Consider the following 14,254-nt stretch of genomic DNA (forward strand, 5'->3'; position numbering starts at 1 on the left):
CCTGATCGTATGTCACCCAAGGTTCAGGCTGACAGATCACGGCTGCGAAGGCGTTAACGTCTCCGGCCAGCCGCCGGGGTCTTTAGGAAGGATTTCATGAAAATGCCCCGCAATCGCGGGGCAGGGGCATCAGTCCTGTGTCGCCTCTTCCTCAAGGTTCAGCTTCATTTCCAGCAGCACCTTCTGGATTTCCAGCGTTTCCCGCAGCAGGCGTTTCGCTTCGTTGATCGAGATTTTGCCGTCGCCGATGGCATGGTTGTATTCCGCCATCAGCATGCCGAACCGTTGCGCCAAGGCGATCACATCGGCATTGACGTTGCCCGAGGGGGCATTCTTGCGGTCGGCGTCATAGGACATGGTGATCTTGCGCAGATCGGCCAAGGCTGCCGTCACATGCGGAAACTTTGCCGCCTCTTCCAGCTGCGCCACCACGTCGATGGGCATGAACCTGTCGCCGTGTTCATCTTGGTCCGAGTAATAGCGCCCCAGCGTCGCCTTGGATTTGCCCGTCAGGTCGCAGGCGGCCTCGATCCCCACGTCCTTGACCAAGAGTTCGGTGTGCTTTTTCAGGTAACTTGCAAGGGTCATTGGAAATCCGGGGAAATTGATACGGACTTTCCCATTAATCAACCCTCACGCTTTTGTCATTCCTGTAATTGTTCTGCATGTGGCGGAAGTTATGGGGTGGCCGGTGTCCCCAGCACCGGGCAAAGTGTGGGGTCCGCTGTGCGTGAACGGTGCGGGTGGGGGGGCCGGGCGCAAGCCCGGTCTGCCGCACGGCGGGCAACCCCGTTGCAGGGCAGGGGGGCCTTGGGCTAGAAGCCCGCCATGGCCAAGCTCTATTTCCATTATTCCACCATGAATGCGGGCAAATCGACCGCTCTGCTTCAAGCCTCGCACAACTACCGTGAAGGTGGCATGGTCACCTATCTGATCACCGCCCGTTTCGACCATCGTGCGGGCCAAGGCCGTATCGCCAGCCGTATCGGCATCGGCGAAGACGCCGACACTTTTGACCCGACCGAAGATCTATTCGCCAAGATCAAGGCCCGCCTTGCCCAAGGCCCCGTCGCCTGCATCTTTATCGACGAATCGCAGTTCCTTTCGAAACCGCAGGTCTGGCAGCTTGCCCGCGCCGTCGATGACCTGCGTGTTCCCATCATGTGCTACGGCCTCCGCGTCGATTTCCGTGGCGATCTTTTCCCCGGTTCCGCAGCCCTTCTCGCCTGGGCCGATGAAATGCGCGAGGTCCGCACCATCTGCCATTGCGGGAAAAAGGCCACCATGGTTGTCCGCAAAGGCCCCGACGGTCGCGCCCTCAAGGATGGCGAACAGGTCGTCATCGGCGGCAACGAAACCTATCAAAGCCTCTGCCGCCGTCACTGGAGAGAAGCGACCGGCGACCTTTCCTGAGGGGCAAGGGCGATCAGCACCCCCGCCAGCGTGATCAGCCCCATCCCGAGGCCCGCCACCGGCGTCACCCCTTCGGCCCACAAGACCCAACCCCAAAAGGCCGAGGCCGGCAGCAGCGCATATTCATAGACCGAGGCCCGCGCCGCCGTTGTCACCTGATAGCCCCGGATCATCAGACCCACCCCCACCATCGACCCCACCGCCTGCGCCACCGTCCAGAACAGAAACGTCCCACTGGGCCATACCGCCCCCCGCGCGATGAACCCATCCGCCCCGGCGGCCACATCCACTGGCCACAGCCACAGAACCCCCATCCCCACGCAGCCGAACAGACACAGCGCCCCAAAGAACCCGCCCAGCAGCACCAAGGCCCCTTCGCCTTCGCACCAGTCCCGCGTCGCCATGTTCCCCAAGGCATAGAACAGCCCTGCCACTACCGGCAGCACCCCCGCCACCGACGCCCCCCCGACCGCATTCGGCCCCAGCACCAGCAGAACTCCGGCAAAGCCCAGCCCCACCGCCAGAACCGACCACAACCCCATCCGCCGCCCGTGCAGCAGCCGCCCCAGCACCAGCACAAAGATCGGCGCCATGAACAGCCCCGCCGCCACCTGCGCCACCGGCAGAAAGGCCAAGGCCCCGAAATAGATCAGCATCGCCAACCCGTGGATCGCCGACCGCCCCGCCACCCCCCAGGGCCGCCGCACCCGCAGCGATTGCCCCGTCACCCAGGCCACCAGCCCGATCAGCCCCAAGGCAATCGCCCCCCGCATCGCATGGAACTGCCAAAGCCCCCCTTCCTCGGCAATCACCCGAACGTAATTGTCCGTAAAGGCCACGATCGCCGCATAACCGGCGATCATCGCTCCTGCTGCATAGGGCTGATCCTGTTTCATACCCCCCTTCCACCATGTCCCCCGCCCCCATGCCCCGCCATTTGCGACATTTCCCTGCGACTTCCGCAGCCCTGCATTGGCAGAACCCTTTCCATCCGCTAGTCTTTCCCAAAAGGCCAAAGGCCGGGGGTCGGGGCAGCCCATGACGGCGCTGAAAAAGTATCAAAGGCTGGAAAGCGGCGGGCTTTGGCGGGAAACCCCCGCCGCCCAGCGGCGCGAGGTTGTCGTCGGTTTCCGCGACGCCACCCTTATCCTGTCCGATCCCCGCACCCAGGTCGCCCTCTCCCACTGGTCGCTTCCCGCCGTTGAACGCCTTAACCCCGGCGATCTGCCCGCCGTCTTTGGCCCCGGCTATGACGCCCATGAAACGCTGGAGCTGGACGATCCCGACATGATCGCCGCCCTCACGCAGGTGCGCGGTGCTGTCGATGCCGCCATTCCCCGCCCCGGTCGCCTCCGCGCCACCCTTGTTCTCGGCGGCACCGCCCTCATCCTTGGCCTGCTTGTCCTTGTTGGCCCCGGCGTCCTTGTCCGCCATACCGCCGGTGTCGTCCCCGAGCCGTCGCGCCGCATCATCGGCGATCAGGCCCTTGCCGCCCTGCAACCCCTCACCGGCCAGCCCTGTTCCACCGAACCCGCCGATCAGGCCCTCGCCCGCCTTTCCCTTCGCCTCTGGGGCAAGGACAGCCCTTGGCGGCTGCACATCGCCCGCGATGGCGTCACCGGAACCCTTCTGCTGCCCGGCCATATCCTCCTGATCGACCGCCGCCTGACCGAGGAGGCCCCCGAGGTCTTTGCCGGCTTCGCCCTCGCCCACTCGCTGGGCACCGAGGATCCGCTGGAACCCCTGCTGCGCCATGCCGGTCTGGGCGCGACCTTTGCCTTGCTCACCAAGGGCAACCTGCCCGACAAGGCGCTGACGGGCTATGGCGAGGTGCTTTTGCGCAGCCCGACCCCACCGCCCGACCCCGTGCCCCTGCTGGCCCTCTTCGATCAGGCCGAGGTGCCCTCGACCCCCTATGCCCTCGCCCTTGACCCGACTGGCGAGACAACGCTTCCGCTCATCGAGGCCGACCCGCATAGGGGCGGAGCCGAGATCGCCGTCATGCCGGGCGCCGACTGGCTCGCCGTGCAAGGCGCCTGCGGCTGACCGCTTCACGAAACCGTTTCCTGCGAAACTTCGCCCTCTGGCCGCCCGTTTTCATGTTGTCTCCAACATGATCGAGGCACCGAACCCTTTGTGGAAGCCAGAAAAGGAAAACCCATGACTCCCATCAAATGTTTCACGGCCACCCTGATGTTTGCCACCCTTGCGGCCCCCGCCATGGCCGGCACCGTTGTCGGTCTCAGCGGCGATAAAACGCTCCATTGGCTCGACACCGAAAGCTTTGCCGAAACCGGCAAAGTCGATGTCACGGGGGTCGATGGCCGCCTGCTGGGCATCGACGTCCGCCCCTCCAACGGCCAGCTTTACGGCGTCTTCGCCGATGGCACCCTTGCCACCATTGACCCGATGACGGGGGTTGCCACCAAGGTCAGCACGCTGGCCACCAAACTCGCCGATGGCGTTTCGGCCACCGTCGATTTCAACCCCGTCGCCGACAAACTCCGCGTCATGGGCAGCGACGGCACCAGCCTGCGCGTGACCGTGGATACGGGCGAAGTGGTGACCGACGGCAGCCATGCCTATGCCGATGGCAAAGCCACGCCGAATGTCATCGCCGGGGCCTATACCAATTCCTATGCCGGCACCGAAAAGACCCAGCTTTACAACATCGACGGCGCAGCCGGATGGCTGGTGCTGCAAGACCCGCCGAATGATGGCGTCCTGAACCCCGTGGGGGAGCTTGGCGTGAAACCCGCCGAAGTGGGTTTTGACATCGCCTCGGACGGCAAGGGCGGCAATTCGGCCTGGCTGGTCATCGACGGCGCTTTCCATGCCGTTGATCTGGCGACAGGCCAAACCACCGAAGCCGGCCGCATCGAAGGGGCCAAAGTCCGCGACATCGCGATTCTCCCCGCGATGTAACCCCCTGCGATTGGACCGAAGGGCGGCAGGTCGGGAATGCCCTGCCGCCCTTTGTTAAGGGTTCGTCGGGCGGGCTGAATCGGGGTGAACCCCGCCCTACTTAGGCCGGGGTTCACCCCAGCACATCACAACACAACCGCTGATCCGCCCCGTAGGGTGGGTGAAACCCACCATGCCCGCGATGGTGGGTTTCACCCACCCTACCAAGATAGCGAAATCATATCCCATCGGGCCGCTCAAACAGAATACGCTGCCAGTATTGGGCGGTGTTCAGCCTTGGGGAGGATTTAGTCATATTCCTGCAATATTCTCTCCATATCAGCAACGATATCTTCAACCCCCGCACGATTATCAATATCGCGCTTGATTTTAGAATTTTCGGTTAGGTGAAGATAAATCATAAGATCCGACTTCGCGCGCCTCAGTGAATCAAGGGTCAATTTTTCCCCATATTTATTGCCCTGCGCGAGGGAGAAATAGAGATAGGATCGATAAAAGTGGTAAATTGATTTCGGTTGATCTTTAGACATATCTATCGCGATTGTAACGTTTTTAATTGCGCTATCTGTCGCCTCTCTTCTTGGTGGATTCAGGTCCTTACATTCAAATTCCAGTCCCCCAATATAGTAAAAGTCTTTCGCAAGCGTGTTGTCGATTTTGATTGCCGCAAGAAAATTATTGTAGGCCCTCTCGCAGAATTTAAGGTCTATCGGTGAAAAATACATATCTATTAGACCAAGAATATGCTTTCGGAGGTGTTCGTTGCTTGAGTCTTTGGTCCAAGTCTGACATGCGTCATTTAGGCCTGGAGAATTAAAGAGATAAAAATAGTAATTTTCCGTCCTCTCAGTTTTATTTAAATAGTCGCAGAAACCATTAACATATTCAAGTTCAGTTTCTGCCGTTTCTTCAGCAATAACTGAATTTGACGAGGTGGCGATTTGCAGCAGTAGGAGCGTAGAAACTACCAAAAATTTTGCAGAAAGAGCGTTCAATTTCAGCATTTATATCACTCAGTATTTGTTAGATCGGACGGCTTGGAGTGCGAACTTTCATCAGACACCAAATGCCAGATAAACTCGTTCAACCTTCTCAACTCTGCGGTATCTGCGGCAATCTCGGGAAACTCTTGTTTCGCACCTTCCATCAGCGCAGCATTCAAATCCCAACAGCGCGCAACTGGATCGTCGGGGTTATCCCGATCAGGAAAGTCCAAGTCATCCTCTTCGGTAAGCGAGGCGATGGTTTGACGATAAGCCTCAATCGAATGGCTATACTGACGCTTCAAAAAATCGATTGCCGATTCCGCTAGGGACATGTCATCGCCAAGCCTCCGCTTTTCATTCAATCGGCCCATGGCTCATTGCAAAGGCGAACAGAAATCCCGTCCAGTCGTTCAGAATATGTGCACCCGCCGAAACCCACAGGTTCCGCGTCCACACATAGGCCAAGGTCAGCAAGACCCGCGCCCAGCCAATCCCCAACAGCGCTTGTCCCCAATTCCAATCATAGGTCGGCAGATGCGCTGCCCCAAAGATCAGCCCCGATACAACCAATCCAAGGACAATCCCCATCCGACGCGACAGGCCAAACCGGCTGACGCACAGCCACAACACGGCCAGAAAGGGCAGAACTCCCAGAAATTCCTCGCCAATCAATTGCGGAATGGTCGGCAAAAGCCGCGCCATCAACTGCGCCACCGACTCGGCCGCCAAACTGTCTGAAACCGGATTGGACGTCATGGTCATCAACCGCGACAAGACAAAACCCACGGCCAGCGACCCCACGATCGTCAGCACAGCAAACAGCAACATTTGCCCAATTTGCTTGAACCCCACCGGGCCAAACAGCGCCCGCCAATGCGGCCCCACCACCCTTTGCAGCGCGATCAGGGGAATCCCCACAAACAGCAGCGCCGGTATGAAATTCAGCGGAAAGCTTTCCAGCGGCACCCAGGCCAGTGCGGCAAAAGCCACCACCAGCGACGCCATCAGTATCGCCCAGCCCCGCCCATCAACAGCAACCGGCACGCCGTTGTAAAAGGGAAAGTCCTTCATTCCAGGGCTCCTTTATTCGACATACAGTGTCAGCGTGTATTTCGCCGTCTCATCCCGCCGCGCGGCATTTCGCATCAGATAGACATCCACGACGTAGTTGCCGCTGGAGGGAATGGTAACGCTTGTCCCGTTGCCATCAATCGAACTGTTGTACATCGCCGCACTGGCCCCCGGCCCTGTGATATTGAAATACAGGCTGGTGTTCTTTGAATCGAGCTGCACATCCATTTTCTGTCCAGCCGTCACGCCCAGCACATATTGCACCGATTCATACCCTTTCAGATGGCCATGAACCGTGGTGCCCGAGGTACCCGCCGCAAAATGCACCACATGGCGTTTGACATCATCAGCAAAGGCAGGGGCGGCCAGAGCCAGCATCAGGGACAAAGACAGGATTTTCATGGGGATATCCTTTCGCAAGATGATTAGCTTTACCTTGCGACTTTAAAGTCGCCCCAAGGTAATGCAAGTTTTCATGGCGCAAATTTTTCAGGCGACTTTGCGCTGTTACGAAAAAGCCGGATCTCGGGCGGAGATCCGGCCTGATTTTATCCCAAACGGGCAGGGACAACAGGGGCTGGTTTGTGTATTCCAAAAATTAAATATATGATGGAATACAACCCCTTACTACCCATTTCACGCGTGAAAACCTACTCGGCCTTCAGCAGCCCATTCTCCCAGTCCCCTTCCGAGACCTGCCCGCTGGCATAGGTCAGCTTGCCCTTGCCCTGCCGTTTTCCGGCGACGAAATCACCCTCGTAAATATCGCCGTTCGCATAGGTGGCCTTGCCCTTGCCTTCCATCTCGCCGGCCTTCCAAGCGCCGGAATAACGGAACCCGTCCTGCATGACGATCTCGCCCTGGCCTTCCCTTTCCCCCTTCACGAAAGCGCCGGTATAGACCGACCCGTCCGCATAGGTGGCGACCCCTTGGCCGTCCCGCAGCCCATCCTTGAAATCGCCATTATAGGAATACCCGCCGGGATAGGTCATGACCCCTTTGCCCTCGGGCTTGGCGGCCTTGAACTGGCCTTCATAGGCGACCTCGCCCGCATAGGTGGCCTTGCCCGTGCCCTCGATCACGCCCGCTTTCCAGTCGCCCTCATACCAGGTTCCGTCCGGATAATTGATGCGTCCCTTGCCCTCGGCCTTGCCGGCCTTGACGGCACCTTCATAGACGGACCCGTCTGGATAGACGATCTTGCCCGTCCCCTCCATCTGATCGGCCTTCCAATCGCCGTCATAGGCATAGCGATCCGTCCCGGTGAAGACGCCCTTGCCTTCCTTCTTGTCCTTCACGAACCCGCCGTCATAAACCGCCCCGTTCGCATAGGTGACCTTGCCCTTGCCCTCACGCAGCCCATTGACGAACGCGCCTTCATAGACATCCCCATTCGGCTGGGTCAGCTTGCCCGTGCCGTTGATCTGCCCCGCCGTCCATTGGCCGACATAGGTCAGCCCCCCCGGAAGGATCAACGTGCCATCCCCCGCACGTTCCCCGGCTTTGAAGGCCCCTTCGTATTTCGTCCCGTCGGAATAGGTGATGACCCCCGCGCCTTCCTTGACGCCTTTCAGCCAGTCGCCGTCATAGATCGTGCCGTTCGGGCTGGTCAGCTTGCCCTTGCCCTCATGCACCCCCGCCACCACGGCCCCTTCATAGATCGACTTGTCCGCATAGGTGATCTTGCCCGTGCCGGTCATCTGGCCGTCCGTCCAGTCGCCCTCATAGGTGCCGCCATCGGCAAAGGTGATCTTGCCCTTGCCCGCCGGTTTGCCGCCCGCGAATTCGCCTTCATAGACCGAGCCATTGGGGAACCGGGCGGTGCCTTGGCCCTTGATTTCGCCGTTGACCCAAGCGCCGGTGTATTCATAGCCATTGGGCAGCCGATAGGTGCCGGTGCCGTCCTGCTTCCCCTCGGCGTTGAAGGTGCCCTCATAAACGCTGCCATCGGCATATTGTTTGATGACGACCTCACCCTGCGCCATCGCCCCTTGGGTCAGGGTCAGGGCGACGGTCAGGGCCAAAGCGCCCTTGGTTGCAAGCTTGAACATGATACCCCGGCCTCCCCGCCGTTTGCGCTAACTTGGGCGCGCTTGATGGAAGCCTAAACCGTTTGCGGGGATTCGGACAAGTTCGGATCGGCCACCTTTCGCTTTCGGGACGAAGGGGATAGCTTTGTGCGAAATGTCCCGAAAGGTGAAACGATGACCGACCATTTCCGACTGACCCTCGCCCAATTGAACCCAAGCTTGGGCGATCTGCGGGGCAATGCGGAAAAGGCGCGGAAGGCCTGGGCCGAGGGCAAGGCCGCAGGCGCGCATATGGTGGCGCTGACGGAAATGTTCCTGACGGGCTATCAGACGCAGGATCTGATCCTGAAACCGGCCTTTCTGGCCGATTGCGCGACGGTTCTGGCGCAGTTGGCGGCGGATTGTGCGGAGGGCCCCGCTTTGGGGATCGGCGCACCCTATGTGCAGGATGGCCAGATTTATAACGCCTATCACATCTTGCAGGGGGGAAAGGTGACGGCGGTGGTGCTGAAACATCATCTGCCGAACAACGCGGTTTTCGATGAAAAGCGGGTGTTCACGCCCGCCGATGTGCATGGGCCCTATGTGGTGGATGGGGTGCGGATCGGCTCACCCATTTGTGAGGATGCCTGGCACCCCGATGTGGCGGAAACGCTGGCGGAAACGGGGGCTGAGATCTTGCTGGTGCCGAACGGGTCGCCCTATCATCGGGGAAAGCCGAACCTGCGGCTGAACCTGATGGTGGAACGGGTCGTCGAAACCGGCTTGCCGCTGGTCTATCTGAACATGGTTGGCGGGCAGGATGATCAGGTGTTTGACGGATCCTCGATGGTCTTGAACGGGGGCGGCCAATTGGCGGTGCAGATGCCGCAGTTTGATGAATGCGTGACCCATGTCGATTTCCGCCGCACCGCAAGGGGATGGGAGGCGGATCAGGGGATGCTGGCCGCGCTGCCGCCGATTGGCGAGGCGGATTACCGGGCCTGTGTGCTTTCTCTTGCCGATTACATGGCGAAGACGGGGTTCAAAAAGGCGGTGCTGGGCCTGTCGGGGGGGATCGACAGCGCGATTGTGGCGGCGATGGCTTGTGACGCTTTGGGGCCGGAAAATGTGCATTGTGTGATGCTGCCCAGCGAATTCACCAGCCAGCATTCGCTGGATGACGCTGCCGATTGTGCGGGGCGGCTGGGCTGCCGGTTGGACACCTTGCCCATCACGGCGGCGCAAAAGGCGGTGGGGGAAACCTTAGCGGGGTTGTTTGAGGGGTTGGAGCCGGGGATTGCTGAGGAAAACATCCAAAGCCGTCTGCGCGGTGTGATGCTGATGGCGCTGTCGAACAAGTTCGGAGCGATGCTGCTGACGACGGGGAACAAGTCGGAAATGGCGGTGGGTTATTGCACGATCTATGGCGACATGAACGGCGGCTATAACCCGGTCAAGGACATGTACAAGACGCGCATGTTCCTGACGGCGCGGTGGCGGAACGAAAACCATCGGGATTGGATGAAGGGGCCTGCGGGCGAGGTGATCCCGGAGCGGATTTTGACGAAAGCGCCAAGCGCCGAGCTGCGGGCGAACCAGACCGATCAGGACAGCCTGCCGCCCTATGAGGTGCTGGACGACATTCTGGAATGCCTAGTGGAAAAGGACATGTCGGTGGCGGAAATTGTTGCCAAAGGACATGACCGGACGGTGGTGAAAAAGGTCGAAAGCCTGCTCTATATCGCCGAATACAAGCGGTTCCAGTCTGCCCCTGGCACGCGGCTGACGCAAAAGGCGTTCTGGCTGGATCGGCGCTATCCGATTGCGAACCGGTGGCGGGATCAGAGTTAACGATTAACGGTTGTCAAACAGACCGCCCGGCGACCAGCCGGGCCGCGCACACCCGCGGCCCTCTTCTCCTGTCGTCTTGCGGCCCCGGGTCAAGCCCGGGGCGACCTTGTTCCTAAATCGCGCTCACTTCGCATTGCGGCAGCAGGGCCTTCACATCCTCCAACCGGCACAGTTGCGTGGCATCGGTCGTCACCGCCGCGCTGGCCGCCGCACAGCCCCAGGCCAGTGCCTGTTCGGGCGTTTCGTCCCGCGCCATGGCCAGCACAAAGGCCGCGACAAAGCTGTCGCCTGCGCCCACGGTGCTTTTCACTTTGACCTTCGCCGCCTTGGCGAAAACCCGGCGGTCGGCCAGTGCAAGAATATTCCCCTCGGCCCCGCGCGCCATGATCACCTGTTCGGCCACACCGCGATGCACCAAGGATTGCGCGAAATCGGCGGTGTCCTTCTGGGTGGTCAGCTTGCGGCCGGCCAGACCTTCGGCCTCTTCCGTATCCATCCGCAACACGGCCAGACCGGGGATCGGGCTTTTCATCGCCTGCACCAAGGCCGCACCGGAAGTATCCAGTACCACGCGCGAACCCAGCATCGAAGCCGCCAGTTGTGCCGGGAAGTCGGCGGGCACGCCGGGCGGCTGGCTGCCGGAAATCACCGACAGACCGCCGGGGCGGGAGGTGGCGCGCAGCAGGGTAAAGACGCGAGCGCGTTCAGTCTCGGTCCACAGCGGGCCGGGCAGCATGAAACGGAACTGTTTGCCGGTCGCATCCTCGGTCACGGTCAGGCTTTGGCGCGTTTCACCGGGGCCAAGGATGGACAGGAAGGTGACGCCTTCGGCCCGGATCAACCCGGCCAGACGGTCGCCCGTCAAGCCACCCAAAGCCACCAAGGCCAGCGAATCCCCCCCCAAGGCTTTCACCGCGCGGCTGACGTTCAAGCCACCGCCGCCCGGATCCAGCAGGGGTTCCGAACAGCGCAATTTGTGACCGGGTTCCATCGTGGCCACGCTGGTTGCCATGTCCAGCGCCGGGTTCAGGGTCAGGGTCAAGATCGGGTGGGTCTGAGTCATCGGGGCCTCCTGTTACCGCTATCATAGTGAAGCGAAGGCCCTGAGGAAACATTTTCGTGCAGGCCAGCGGTTGAGCCGCTGACCTGCGGGATTTTAGCCGTTCAACAGCATCTGATAGCTGGCCGGGACATAGCGGAAACCGCTGTCGCGGGTCTCGACATAACCAAGGCCGGGGAAGGGCATGTGATAGCCGATAAAGGGAATTTTGTCGGCGGCGAGCATGCCCAAGACAGTTTTGCGCGTCGCCGCCGCTGCCGCCTTGTCAGCATCAAAGCGGACTTCCCAATCGGGATAGGCAAGGGACCAGACATAGTGGTTCGCCGTATCGGCGGTCAGAATCAGGTTCTGGCCGTTGCTTTCCAGCCGATAGGCGAAATGGCCCGGTGAATGGCCAAAGGCGGCCATCGCGGTGATGCCAGACACGACCGAACCACCATCGTCCAGCATGGTCATCTTGTCGGACAGGGGTTTCACCAGCTTGTCGAAACCTTCGTTCCCCGCCGCCGACCAATGGTTGTGTTCGATGGCTCCCGTCACATAGCGGGCGTTGGGAAAGGTCGGCCCCGCATCGCCCGCAATCCCGCCGATATGGTCGCCGTGCATATGGGTCAGCACGACGATATCGACCTGATCCGGGGTATAGCCTGCATTGGCCAGAACGGCGGTGATCGCGTCGGGGGCAAGACCTGTGTCGAACAGCACCAGTTCACTGCCGGTGTTGACGATGGTGGGGGTAAAGAAGTTCTGCGCTTTGTCCGCTGGGATGAAATTGGCGGCAGAGGCCGCCGCGAATTCATCATCGCTGACATTCAGCCCAAAGGTTTCGCGCGGCGTTTCGTTCAGGCGCGTGCCCGCGAGCAGGGTTGTCACCTCAAAATCGCCCAGCTTAAAGCGGTTGAAGCTGGGGGTCGCGGCCCCAAGGGGTTCGGCTTTGGCCATGGAAACCTGCGGGGCGAGGGCGGTAAGGGGAAGCGTTGCACTGGCAAGAAGGGCGTGACGTCGGGAAAGCATCGGCATCGTCGTCTCCTGTCTGATGGATCAGACGATCCTAGTCCGACAATTTCCCTTGGCCATTCACGGCTGCGTGTTCATTCCCACCAGCGGTCGATTTCGGCAATCTGCTCATCGGTCCAGCCAAAGTGATGCGCCAGTTCATGCACCATGACATGCGACACCAGATGCGACAGGCCGATGTCGCCGCGTTCGGCCCATTCGTCCAAAATCGGCCTGCGGAACAGCCAGATCATGTCGGGCTGCATCTGTTGATCCATCACCGACTTTTCGGTCAGGGGGATGCCGTCATACAGCCCGGTCAGCGAATAGGGATCATCCAGATCCATCTCATCCGCCATATCTTCGGATGGGAAATCCTCCACCCTGATCACGATGGCTTGGGCCGCGCGGGCATAGATCGGCGGCAGGTTCGACAGGGCGGCCAGGGCGAGGGTTTCGATGTCGGCAAGCGAGGGGGGCAAAATGTCATCCATCGCGGTGATATAGGGCCTGTGCGTCCATGCTGCCAGAGGCTGAACTGGACAAGCCCGCAGCACTATGACAGACCACCGGGGTTCCCGAAGGAGCCTGAAATGACCACCGTTACCCGCTTTGCCCCGTCGCCCACCGGCTATATCCACATTGGCAATCTGCGCACCGCGCTGATGAACTATCTGATCGCCCGGAAATCCGGCGGCCAGTTCATTCTGCGTCTGGATGACACCGATCAGGAACGCTCCAAACAGGAATATGCCGACGGGATCATGGCCGATCTGGAATGGCTGGGCCTGCATTGGGACCGGGTGGAAAAGCAATCGCTGCGGATGGATCGCTATCGCACGGTGGCCGAAGAATTGAAGGCGAAGGGGCGTTTTTACGAATGCTTTGAAACGCCGGTCGAGCTGGACCTAAAGCGCAAAAAGCAACTGAACATGGGCAAGCCGCCGGTCTATGACCGCGCCAGCCTGAAGCTGGACGAGGCGGGGCGCGCGGCACAACGGGCCGAGGGCAAGCCGGGTTACTGGCGGTTCCTGCTGGATCAGAACCGGATCGAATGGGAGGATGGCATCGTCGGGCCAATTTCGATTGATGCGGCCAGCGTGTCGGACCCGGTGCTGATCCGGGCGGATGGGCAGGTGCTTTATACCTTTGCCTCGTCGGTGGACGATGTCGATATGGGTGTCACGAACATCGTGCGCGGGGCCGACCACGTAACGAACACGGCGACGCAGATTCAGATCATGCAGGCGATGGGGGGCACGCCGCCCAGCTTTGCGCACCACAGCCTTTTGACGGGGGCGCAGGGGGAAGAGCTGTCGAAACGTCTGGGCACCTTGTCGCTGCGCGACCTGCGGGCGGCGGGGGTGCAACCGATGGCGCTGCTGTCGCTGATGGCACGGTTGGGATCGTCAAAGCCCGTGGAATTGTTTGGCTCGCTGGAAGAGCTGGCCGATGGCTTTGATGTAGGCAGTTTCGGCACCGCGCCGACCAAGTTCAACGCCGAAGACCTTTGGCCTTTGACCCGCGCCCACAACGCTGCGCTGCCGTTTGAGGCGGTGGCGGATCGGATCGCGGCTTTGGGTGTGCCCGCTGACAAGGCGCAGGCCTTTTGGGCTGTGGCGCGGGAGAACATCACCAAGCTGGAAGATCTGGAAGGCTGGTGGGTGCTATTGCGCGATGGGGCTGAACCGCTGGTGGCCCCTGAGGATGCCGATTTCGTGGCCCAAGCGCTGACCATGCTGCCGCCCTTGCCCTATACGGCGGCAAGCTGGGGCGAATGGACGGGTGCGGTCAAGGCCGCAACGGGGCGCAGCGGCAAGGGGCTGTTCCAGCCGCTGCGGCGGGCGCTGACCGGGATGGACCGGGGGCCGGACATGTCGGCCCTGATGGCGCTGATGGAAAAGGCCCCGCGCCAGTAACCGCCAAGGCCGCCCAAGGGG

At 60.7% G+C, this 14,254-nt stretch carries 15 protein-coding genes; 5 read left to right on the top strand and 10 right to left on the bottom strand.

Features of this window, described 5'->3' with window-relative positions:
* Window positions 1-129: 129 nt before the first annotated feature.
* Window positions 130-588 (bottom strand): hypothetical protein, encoded by a 459-nt coding sequence (locus IE095_RS04120; protein ID WP_189410353.1) that lies wholly within the window; start codon window positions 586-588, stop codon window positions 130-132.
* A gap of 240 nt (window positions 589-828) precedes the next feature.
* Between IE095_RS04120 and IE095_RS04125 the strand changes: the two genes are divergently transcribed.
* Window positions 829-1,413 carry a thymidine kinase gene (locus IE095_RS04125; RefSeq protein WP_189410354.1) on the top strand — a complete coding sequence of 195 codons (585 nt, stop codon included), beginning with the start codon at window positions 829-831 and terminating at the stop codon, window positions 1,411-1,413.
* On the opposite strand, the gene IE095_RS04130 is transcribed toward IE095_RS04125, so the two are convergent.
* On the bottom strand, window positions 1,380-2,309 hold the full coding sequence (locus IE095_RS04130) for a DMT family transporter (RefSeq protein WP_189410355.1): 930 nt from the start codon (window positions 2,307-2,309) through the stop codon (window positions 1,380-1,382). The genes IE095_RS04125 and IE095_RS04130 overlap by 34 nt on opposite strands.
* Window positions 2,310-2,451: 142 nt before the next feature.
* On the opposite strand from IE095_RS04130, the gene IE095_RS04135 reads away from it, so the two are divergent.
* Both IE095_RS04135 and IE095_RS04140 read left to right on the top strand, forming a co-directional pair.
* Window positions 2,452-3,459 carry a hypothetical protein gene (locus tag IE095_RS04135; RefSeq protein ID WP_189410356.1) on the top strand — a complete coding sequence of 336 codons (1,008 nt, stop codon included), beginning with the start codon at window positions 2,452-2,454 and terminating at the stop codon, window positions 3,457-3,459.
* Window positions 3,460-3,573: 114 nt separating this feature from the next.
* The gene (locus IE095_RS04140) at window positions 3,574-4,338 is read left to right on the top strand and encodes a DUF4394 domain-containing protein (protein ID WP_189410357.1); all 765 of its coding nucleotides are present in this window, start codon (window positions 3,574-3,576) and stop codon (window positions 4,336-4,338) included.
* A 287-nt stretch (window positions 4,339-4,625) separates the two neighbouring features.
* Here IE095_RS04140 and IE095_RS04145 read toward each other — a convergent pair whose 3' ends face one another.
* From IE095_RS04145 to IE095_RS04165, 5 genes are all read right to left on the bottom strand, one after another.
* Window positions 4,626-5,342, bottom strand: a complete 717-nt coding sequence (locus IE095_RS04145) for a hypothetical protein (protein WP_189410358.1) — start codon at window positions 5,340-5,342, stop codon at window positions 4,626-4,628.
* Window positions 5,343-5,347: 5 nt separating this feature from the next.
* Window positions 5,348-5,695, bottom strand: coding sequence for a hypothetical protein (locus IE095_RS04150; RefSeq protein ID WP_189410359.1), 348 nt, complete (start codon window positions 5,693-5,695; stop codon window positions 5,348-5,350).
* A complete protein-coding gene (locus tag IE095_RS04155) occupies window positions 5,679-6,395 on the bottom strand; it encodes a CPBP family intramembrane glutamic endopeptidase (RefSeq protein WP_189410360.1) in 717 nt (238 codons plus the stop codon). The genes IE095_RS04150 and IE095_RS04155 overlap by 17 nt, the downstream gene beginning before the upstream one ends.
* Before the next feature lie 12 nt (window positions 6,396-6,407).
* On the bottom strand, window positions 6,408-6,797 hold the full coding sequence (locus IE095_RS04160; protein WP_189410361.1) for a DNA breaking-rejoining protein: 390 nt from the start codon (window positions 6,795-6,797) through the stop codon (window positions 6,408-6,410).
* Window positions 6,798-7,045: 248 nt separating this feature from the next.
* Window positions 7,046-8,446 carry a 2-isopropylmalate synthase gene (locus IE095_RS04165; RefSeq protein WP_189410362.1) on the bottom strand — a complete coding sequence of 467 codons (1,401 nt, stop codon included), beginning with the start codon at window positions 8,444-8,446 and terminating at the stop codon, window positions 7,046-7,048.
* A 153-nt stretch (window positions 8,447-8,599) separates the two neighbouring features.
* On the opposite strand from IE095_RS04165, the gene IE095_RS04170 reads away from it, so the two are divergent.
* Window positions 8,600-10,258: an NAD+ synthase gene (locus tag IE095_RS04170; protein WP_189410363.1), complete on the top strand. Its 1,659-nt coding sequence runs from the start codon at window positions 8,600-8,602 to the stop codon at window positions 10,256-10,258.
* 112 nt (window positions 10,259-10,370) lie between these two features.
* Here IE095_RS04170 and IE095_RS04175 read toward each other — a convergent pair whose 3' ends face one another.
* From IE095_RS04175 to IE095_RS04185, 3 genes are all read right to left on the bottom strand, one after another.
* Window positions 10,371-11,321: a 1-phosphofructokinase family hexose kinase gene (locus tag IE095_RS04175; RefSeq protein WP_189410364.1), complete on the bottom strand. Its 951-nt coding sequence runs from the start codon at window positions 11,319-11,321 to the stop codon at window positions 10,371-10,373.
* 93 nt (window positions 11,322-11,414) lie between these two features.
* Window positions 11,415-12,338 carry an MBL fold metallo-hydrolase gene (locus IE095_RS04180; RefSeq protein ID WP_189410365.1) on the bottom strand — a complete coding sequence of 308 codons (924 nt, stop codon included), beginning with the start codon at window positions 12,336-12,338 and terminating at the stop codon, window positions 11,415-11,417.
* A gap of 71 nt (window positions 12,339-12,409) precedes the next feature.
* A complete protein-coding gene (locus IE095_RS04185; protein ID WP_189410366.1) occupies window positions 12,410-12,808 on the bottom strand; it encodes a metallopeptidase family protein in 399 nt (132 codons plus the stop codon).
* A gap of 99 nt (window positions 12,809-12,907) precedes the next feature.
* On the opposite strand from IE095_RS04185, the gene gltX reads away from it, so the two are divergent.
* Window positions 12,908-14,233 carry a glutamate--tRNA ligase gene (gene gltX / locus IE095_RS04190; protein ID WP_189410367.1) on the top strand — a complete coding sequence of 442 codons (1,326 nt, stop codon included), beginning with the start codon at window positions 12,908-12,910 and terminating at the stop codon, window positions 14,231-14,233.
* The last annotated feature ends 21 nt before the right edge of the window (window positions 14,234-14,254 follow it).

The organism is Neogemmobacter tilapiae, assembly GCF_014652215.1.
Taxonomy (GTDB): domain Bacteria; phylum Pseudomonadota; class Alphaproteobacteria; order Rhodobacterales; family Rhodobacteraceae; genus Neogemmobacter; species Neogemmobacter tilapiae.

Excerpts from the sequence above, each read along its gene's own strand:
- IE095_RS04140 (WP_189410357.1), top strand. The coding sequence starts at position 3,574 with ATGACTCCCATCAAATGTTTCACGGCCACCCTGATGTTTGCCACCCTT.
- IE095_RS04185 (WP_189410366.1), bottom strand. The coding sequence starts at position 12,808 with ATGGATGACATTTTGCCCCCCTCGCTTGCCGACATCGAAACCCTCGCC.
- IE095_RS04155 (WP_189410360.1), bottom strand. The coding sequence starts at position 6,395 with ATGAAGGACTTTCCCTTTTACAACGGCGTGCCGGTTGCTGTTGATGGG.
- IE095_RS04165 (WP_189410362.1), bottom strand. The coding sequence starts at position 8,446 with ATGTTCAAGCTTGCAACCAAGGGCGCTTTGGCCCTGACCGTCGCCCTG.
- IE095_RS04130 (WP_189410355.1), bottom strand. The coding sequence starts at position 2,309 with ATGAAACAGGATCAGCCCTATGCAGCAGGAGCGATGATCGCCGGTTAT.
- IE095_RS04180 (WP_189410365.1), bottom strand. The coding sequence starts at position 12,338 with ATGCCGATGCTTTCCCGACGTCACGCCCTTCTTGCCAGTGCAACGCTT.
- IE095_RS04175 (WP_189410364.1), bottom strand. The coding sequence starts at position 11,321 with ATGACTCAGACCCACCCGATCTTGACCCTGACCCTGAACCCGGCGCTG.
- IE095_RS04170 (WP_189410363.1), top strand. The coding sequence starts at position 8,600 with ATGACCGACCATTTCCGACTGACCCTCGCCCAATTGAACCCAAGCTTG.
- IE095_RS04120 (WP_189410353.1), bottom strand. The coding sequence starts at position 588 with ATGACCCTTGCAAGTTACCTGAAAAAGCACACCGAACTCTTGGTCAAG.
- IE095_RS04160 (WP_189410361.1), bottom strand. The coding sequence starts at position 6,797 with ATGAAAATCCTGTCTTTGTCCCTGATGCTGGCTCTGGCCGCCCCTGCC.
- IE095_RS04125 (WP_189410354.1), top strand. The coding sequence starts at position 829 with ATGGCCAAGCTCTATTTCCATTATTCCACCATGAATGCGGGCAAATCG.
- IE095_RS04145 (WP_189410358.1), bottom strand. The coding sequence starts at position 5,342 with ATGCTGAAATTGAACGCTCTTTCTGCAAAATTTTTGGTAGTTTCTACG.
- gltX (WP_189410367.1), top strand. The coding sequence starts at position 12,908 with ATGACCACCGTTACCCGCTTTGCCCCGTCGCCCACCGGCTATATCCAC.
- IE095_RS04135 (WP_189410356.1), top strand. The coding sequence starts at position 2,452 with ATGACGGCGCTGAAAAAGTATCAAAGGCTGGAAAGCGGCGGGCTTTGG.
- IE095_RS04150 (WP_189410359.1), bottom strand. The coding sequence starts at position 5,695 with ATGGGCCGATTGAATGAAAAGCGGAGGCTTGGCGATGACATGTCCCTA.